Annotated in this window: 3 protein-coding genes; all 3 read right to left on the reverse strand. The window is 73.3% G+C overall.

All coding sequences use genetic code 11. The features are described 5' to 3' along the window. The coding region (locus G5C65_RS27185) for a non-ribosomal peptide synthetase (RefSeq protein ID WP_165301596.1) at nucleotides 1-4805 on the reverse strand (4805 nt) is incomplete at its 3' end. A 393-nt stretch (nucleotides 4806-5198) separates the two neighbouring features. Next, a complete protein-coding gene (locus tag G5C65_RS27190; protein WP_165301598.1) occupies nucleotides 5199-5585 on the reverse strand; it encodes a hypothetical protein in 387 nt (128 codons plus the stop codon). Nucleotides 5586-5591: 6 nt separating this feature from the next. Next, nucleotides 5592-7322 (reverse strand): aa3-type cytochrome oxidase subunit I, encoded by a 1731-nt coding sequence (gene ctaD, locus G5C65_RS27195; protein ID WP_165301600.1) that lies wholly within the window; start codon nucleotides 7320-7322, stop codon nucleotides 5592-5594. Nucleotides 7323-7439 lie beyond the last annotated feature (117 nt).

Below are 7439 nucleotides of genomic sequence, written 5' to 3' on the forward strand. Positions count from 1 at the left end.
CCACCGAACTCCCCCAGCACCAACTCCCGCTCACCCTCGCCCACCAGGGAGATCGCGCCCACCCGCTGCGCGGGGTCGGCGGCGAGCTGTGCGAGGATCCGGCCGAAGCCGCGGGCGACGGCCCCGGCCGCGTTCGCGTCCAGCGCGTCCCGCTGGTACTGGACGGTCACCCGCAGCTGGTCGGGCTCGACGAACACCAGGACGGTGAGCGGGTAGTGGCTGGCGGTGAACGACCGGATGCCGGTGATGGCGATCCCGGCCGCCGCGCTCGCCTCCGCGAGGCCGGCGCGGTCCAGCGGGAAGGACTCGAAGCCGATGAGGCTGTCGAACAGCGAGTCGAACCCGGCGTCCCGGGTGATGTCGGTCAGCCCGTAGTGGTGGTGGTCCAGCAGCGCCGACTGGCGGTCCTGGAGGCCGGTCAGCAGCTCGGCGAGGGTGTCTCCGGGGGCGTGCCGCACCCGTACCGGCACGGTGTTGAGGAACATGCCGACCATCGAGTCCACGCCCGCGAGCGCGGGCGGGCGGCCGGACACCGTGGAGCCGAAGGCCACATCCTGACGGCCGGTCAGCTGCCCGGTGAGCAGCGCCCAGGCCCCCTGGACGACGGTGTTGAGGGTGACGCCCAGCTCGGTCGCGCGCCGGGACAGGCCGCGGGCCGTGTCCGGCGGCAGCGGGACATCGGCGTGCCCGATGCCGGAGCCGCCGGTTCCGGAGGGGACGCCCGGCACCAGCTTGGTGGGCTCGTCCAGGCCGTCCAGCTCCCGCCGCCACGCCCGGGAGGACTCCTCGCGGTCCTGCCGGGCGAGCCAGGAGAGGAAGTCGCGGTAGCTCGGCGCCGGCGGCAGCCCGGAGCCGTCCCCGCCGGAGGCGTACAGGCGCAGCAGGTCCTGCATCAGCAGCGGCAGCGACCAGCCGTCGAAGAGCACATGGTGGGCGGTCAGGACGAGTTCGCACCGCTCCGGCTCCAGCCGGACCAGCGTCATCCGCAGCATCGGGGGCGCTACGGGGTCGAAGTGGGCGCGCAGGTCCTCCGCCAGAAGCTGCTCGAAGGTGTCGCTCCGCTCGTCCTCGCCCAGGCCGCCCAGGTCGACCTCCCGCCAGGGCAGCCGTACGCCCTCGACGATCAGCTGCACCAGGTCCCCTGTGGCGTCGGGCAGGAACGCGGCCCGCAGCGCGGGGTGCCGCTCCAGCAGCGCCTGTGCCGCCGTGCGCAGCCGGGCCGCGTCCACGGGGCCGGACAGGTGCAGCACGTACTGCACCTGGTAGGCGTCGAACGGGTGGTCGTCCGGGTGGTCGTCGAGCATCGAGTGGAACAGCAGGCCCCGCTGGAGCCCGGTGGTGGGCCACACGTCCGCCAGCGCCGGGTAGCGGCCCTCCCACTCGTCGAGGTCGCTCTGGCCCACGGTCACCAGCGGCACGTCGGACGGCGTCAGCCCGCCCGCGCCCGGCTCCGCGACGTGCCGGGCCAGCCCTCGCAGCGCGGCGCACCACAGGTCGGCCAGCTCCTGTACGAGCTCGGGGGCGAGCACCCCGGCGGGGGCGTCGAACCGGGCGGTCAGCCGGGCGCCCTCGGCGGTGTCGGTGACGGAGGCGTTGACGTCCAGCTCGGCGGGCGCGGGCATCCGCGGGTCGTGCGCCGCGTCGAGCTCGGCCAGCTCGGGCACGTCGGTGGCCTGGGTGAAGCCCTGGCCGCGCAGCTCCTCGGGCATGTCGGCGGAGGCGGAGAACCGGCCCAGGTAGTTGAACCCCACCTGGCCGATCCCGTGCTCCCGCAGTACTGCCGCGGTGTCCGGGTTCAGGTGCCGCAGCAGCCCGTAGCCGATGCCCTTGTCCGGTACGGTGCGCAGCTGCTCCTTGACGGCCTTGACCGCACGCCCGGCGGCCGGGCCGCCGGCGAACGCCTCGTCGAGATCGACCCCGGCCAGGTCGAGGCGGACCGGGAAGGCGCTGGTGAACCAGCCCACCGTGCGGGACAGGTCGGCGCCGGGTGCCGCGCTCTCCTCGCGGCCGTGCCCCTCCAGCCGGATCAGCGCGGAGGTCTCCTCGACGCCCCGTCTGCGCCGCCACTCGGCGACGGCCAGGGCGAGCCCGGCCAGCAGGCCGTCGTTGGCCTCGCCGTGGAACGCCTTCGGCAGGGTGCCGAGCACGGCCTCGGTGACCTCTGCCGGGAGCCGTACCCGGGTGCCGCGCACGGTGGACATCACATCGGTGCCGGGGTCGACCCGCCGGGTGCCCAGCAGCGGGTCAGGGCCCTCGACGACGGACCGCCACAGCTCCAGCTCGGCCACCCGTCCGGGCCGGGCCGCCTCCGCCACCAGAGCGTGCGCCCAGCGCCGTACGGAGGTGCCCACGGGCGGCAGCTCCGGCGCCCTCCCGTCCCGTATCCGCTCCCAGGCCGCCGCCAGATCGGGCACCAGGACCCGCCAGGAGACCCCGTCCACGACCAGGTGGTGCAGCACCACCAGCAGGCGCCCGGGGCCCTCTTCCGGGGCGAACCACACGAACCGGGCCACCGCGCCCGCCGCCGGGTCCAGCCGCTGAGCGGCGGCCTCCAGCTCGTCCAGCACCAGCCGGCGCCAGGGCTCCGCGTCCCCGTGGCCGTCCCAGTCGACGCGGCGTATCAGCGCGTCCGCGTCCACCGTGCCGGGCGGCTCGACCACCAGTTCCCCGCCACCGTCCGGCACCAGCCGGCTGCGCAGCAGGTCGTGGCGGTCCAGCAGCGCGCCGAGGGCGGCGGCGAGGCCGGGCCGGTCGATGCCGTCGGGCAGCTCCAGCACCATCGCCTGCAGGAACCGGTCGAACCCGGGTCCCCAGCCGCTGATCCAGCGCGCCACCGGCAGCAGCGGCAGCGGCCCCACGCCGCCGCCCTCGAACTCCTCCAGCGCGGGACCGGCCCCGGGGCCGCCGCCGGTGGCCGCGGCGCGGGCGAGCGCGGCCACCGTGCGGCACTCGAAGACCTGCCGCGCGCTGACCACCACGCCGCGCGCCCGCGCCCGGGAGGCCACCTGGATCGACTGGATGCTGTCCCCGCCGACCGCGAAGAAGTCGTCGTCGACGCCCATCCGGTCCAGGCCGAGGACCTCGGCGCAGACGCCGGCGAGGACCTCCTCCCGGGGCGACCCCGGCGCCCGGTAGGCGGCACCGGTCAGCTCCGGCTCCGGCAGCGCGGCCCGGTCCAGCTTCCCGTTCGGCGTCAGCGGCAGCCGGTCGAGCACCACGAAGGCGCCGGGCACCATGGACTCCGGCAGCCGGGCCGTCGCGAAGGCGCGCAGCTGAGCCACCTCGAAGCCGGAGTCGAGCGCGATGCTCCCGTACGCGCCGCCCGGCGCGGCGGCGGCCTGCGCGGCCGGGGCCTCGTCGGCGGCGCCGACGCCGCCGCGGCCGACCGGGACCACGTACGCCACCAGCTGCTTGCCGGTACCGCGCGGGTCGCGGGCGAGCACGGCGGCGTGGGCCACGCCCGGATGCGCCGTCAGGGCCGCCTCGATCTCGTGCGGCTCGATCCGGATACCGCGGATCTTGACCTGGGTGTCGGCGCGTCCGTGGAAGACGAGTTCGCCGTCCGGCGTCCACTCCGCGAGGTCCCCGGTCCGGTACATCCGCTCGCCGGGGGCGCCGAACGGGCAGGCGGGGAACCGCTCCGCGGTCAGCGCGGGCCGCCCGAGGTAGCCGCGGGCCAGCGAGGCGCCGGACACATACAGCTCGCCGGTCACTCCGGCGGGCACCGGCCGCAGCGCGTCGTCCAGCACATGGACGGCGGTGCCGGTGATCGCCCGTCCGATGGGCGGCACCGCGCCGTCCCCGGCCAGCGGCGCGCTCATGGTGGCGCACACCGTGGTCTCCGTCGGCCCATAGGCGTTGATCATGCGCCGGCCGGCCGACCAGGTGTCCGCCAGCTCCGGCGAGGTGGCGTCCCCCGCGACCACCAGGTGCTCGACGGTGGCCAGGGCGCCGGCCGGCACGGCCGCGAGCACCGGGGGCGGCAGGGTCAGATGGGTCACGCGGTGCGCGTCGACGGTCTCCGCGAGCGGCGCCCCCGGAGCCAGCCGGTCCTTGCCGGCCACCACCAGCGCGGCGCCGGAGAGCAGGGACATGCACAGCTCCCACACCGAGGCGTCGAAGCTCGGCGAGGCGAACTGCAGCACCCGGCTGCCGGGGGTCGCCTTCAGCCGGTCGACATGCGTGGCCAGCAGGCTCGCCAGCCCGCCGTGGGTGACGACCACGCCCTTCGGCCGCCCCGTCGAGCCCGAGGTGTAGATGACGTACGCGGCGTGGGCGACCCGCAGCGGGCCGTGCCGCTCGCCGTCGGCCACGGGGCCGGACCCGGTGGCGGCGGCCTCGTCCGCGAGGGCCGGGTCGTCCAGGCGCAGCACGGGCTTCGCCGTCCGAGGCAGCGCACCGCTCTGGGCCGTGTCGGTGACGACCAGGCACGCCGCGGAGTCCGTCAGCATGTAGCCGAGGCGGTCGGCGGGGTGTGCGGAGTCCAGCGGCAGATACGCGCCTCCGGCCTTCAGCACCGCCAGCGCCGCCACCCACAGCTCGGGCGACTGGCGCAGCGCCACGCCCACCACGGACTCGGGGCCCACCCCGCGCCGGACGAGCACCCGTGCCAGCCGGTTCGCCCGCGCGTCGAGTTCCCGGTAGGTCAGCGTCCCGCCGGAGCCCTCCGATGCGTCCGCCGCGAGCAGCGCGGACGCGTCGGGCGCCGCGGCGACCTGCCGCTCGAACAGGGCGGGAATGGTCTGCGCCCGCACCTCGGCGTCACTGAGCTCGCCCAGCGGCCGACCCCGCTCAAAGGAACTCAAAGAGACCATCCCCCATTGTGGTTTCACATCGTCGGACCAGAATTCACCGGCTCTGAAAGCCCCCACAGATTCCTGGCCGCCGACTGCCGAGTCAAGCAATACCCGAAGCCGTCGGAACGCACGGGCAAGCACCGCGAATTGCCGCGCACGGCAACGGAAAGGAATGTGCGGGACACCGATGGCCGAACAGCTCGGCCGGAAAGGAGAGCGTGCCGCTGAACCCGTGAGATCCGGTCGGGCAGCTGGCGAGTTTCACTCTATGAGCGAGCCATACGGGGAGGCAAGGCACGGGCTGCGGGGGCAATTCCACGGTGCGCTGGGAGTGTCCCGTCGGCAGGACACCTGTTTTGCGGACCGGTTGACGCCGCCCGGCGCGGCGTGTGGGATCGGGGGTCAGACGCGGCGCAGCACCTCGACGAGGAAACCGCAGCCGCACACCGCGGCGGCGGCCGAGACGGCGCAGGCGGCCAGCCGGCGCCGCAGGGCGCGGTAGCGGGCCTCGTACTCCGCCTGGAGTTCGCGGCAGCGCGCGGCGACGCGGCGGGTCATCGCCTCGGAGACCTCGGCGCGGGCGCGCGCGTAGTGCTCCTCGACGTCGCGGCGCTCGGCGCCGGTGAGCCAGGGCAGCCGGTCGCAGAAGGCGGCGGCCTCGCGGTGCGCAGCGGCGAGTTCGGCCTGCCAGTAGAGATAGCCGTCGAGGCTGCGGAGTCCGTCGCGGGCGGCCTGCTGCGCCGTCTCGCGCGGGGCGCCGGGCGGCGGCGGCCGGTGTTCCCTGCGCATGCGCGCTCACCTCTCCGGTGCGGCCGGGGCGGGGGCCTGTCCGTCGCCCAGTTCCGCGATCCCGGGGTGGTGGAGTTCGAACGCCGGGGACTCGGAGCGGATGCGCGGCAGGGTGAGGAAGTTGTGCCGCGGCGGCGGGCAGCTGGTGGCCCACTCCAGCGAGCGGCCGTAGCCCCACGGGTCGTCGGTGTCAACGGCCTCGCCGTACTTGTGGGTCTTCCAGATGTTGTAGAAGAACGGCAGCAGCGACAGGCCCAGCAGGAACGAACTGATGGTGGAGATCGTGTTCAGCGCGGTGAAGCCGTCGGCCGCCAGGTAGTCGGCGTACCGGCGGGGCATGCCCTCGGCGCCCAGCCAGTGCTGCACCAGGAAGGTGCCGTGGAAGCCGATGAACAGCGTCCAGAAGGTGATCTTCCCGAGCCGCTCGTCGAGCACCTTCCCGGTGAACTTCGGCCACCAGAAGTGGAACCCGGCGAACATCGCGAAGACCACGGTGCCGAACACCACATAGTGGAAGTGTGCCACGACGAAGTACGAATCGGAGACGTGGAAGTCCATGGGCGGCGAGGCCAGGATGATCCCGGTGAGGCCGCCGAACAGAAACGTCACCAGAAATCCGATGGCCCATAGCAGCGGGGTCTCGAAGGACAGGGAACCGCGCCACATGGTGCCGATCCAGTTGAAGAACTTCACTCCGGTCGGCACCGCGATCAGAAACGTCATAAAGGAGAAGAAGGGCAGCAGCACAGCGCCGGTGACGAACATATGGTGCGCCCACACGGTCACCGACAGGCCCGCGATGGCGATGGTGGCGCCGATCAGACCGAGGTAGCCGAACATCGGCTTGCGGGCGAATACCGGGATGATCTCGCTGATGATGCCGAAGAACGGCAGCGCGATGATGTAGACCTCGGGGTGCCCGAAGAACCAGAACAGATGCTGCCACAGCAGTGCGCCGCCGTTGGCCGCGTCGAAGACATGCGCCCCGAACTTCCGGTCCGCCTCCAGCCCGAACAGCGCCGCGGCCAGCACCGGGAACGCCATCAGCACCAGCACGCTGGTCAGCAGCACGGTCCAGCAGAAGATCGGCATCCGGAACATCGTCATCCCGGGGGCCCGCATACAGATGATCGTGGTGATGAAGTTGACGGCGCCCAGGATGGTGCCGAACCCGGACAGCGCCAACCCCATGATCCACAGGTCGCCGCCCACGCCCGGCGAGTGCGCCGCGTCCGAGAGCGGGCTGTAGGCGAACCAGCCGAAGTCGGCGGGCCCTGCGGGCTGCAGAAAGGCCGACACCGCGACGAGCGAGCCCAGCACATAGAACCAGTACGCGAGCATGTTCAGCCGCGGGAACGCCACGTCCGGGGCGCCGATCTGCAGCGGCATGATCCAGTTCGTGAAGCCGGCGAACAGCGGTGTCGCGAACATCAGCAGCATGATCGTGCCGTGCATGGTGAACGCCTGGTTGAACTGCGTCTGCGACACGATCTGCATCCCGGGGCGGGCCAGTTCGGCGCGCATGACCAGCGCCAGCACCCCGCCGAGGCAGAAGAAGGCGAAGGACGTGGTCAGATAGAGGGTGCCGATCGTCTTGTGATCGGTCGTGGTGAGCCACCGCACCACCACGCTGCCGCGCCGGTGGATGTGCGGCGGCACCTCGTCCTCGTATACGTCCTCGTATACGCCCTCGTCCGGCGCGGCGGCCCCGTCGCGGGCGGATGGCACGGGTCCCATACGGGCTCCAGTCGGCGTCGAAGGGGCGGTGGCCCCGCGCGCGGCCCCGAGCGCGCGCACGCCGAGCGTGGCCAGCGGGGATGGCGGGGCACAACGGGACACACCCTGTCTCTTATA

Origin of the sequence: Streptomyces boncukensis, assembly GCF_011045075.1 — a bacterium.
Classification (GTDB): Bacteria; Actinomycetota; Actinomycetes; order Streptomycetales; family Streptomycetaceae; genus Streptomyces; species Streptomyces boncukensis.

Bases quoted from the DNA above. Each gene is read 5' to 3' on its own strand.
- G5C65_RS27190 (WP_165301598.1), bottom strand. From the start codon at position 5,585: ATGCGCAGGGAACACCGGCCGCCGCCGCCCGGCGCCCCGCGCGAGACG.
- ctaD (WP_165301600.1), bottom strand. From the start codon at position 7,322: ATGGGACCCGTGCCATCCGCCCGCGACGGGGCCGCCGCGCCGGACGAG.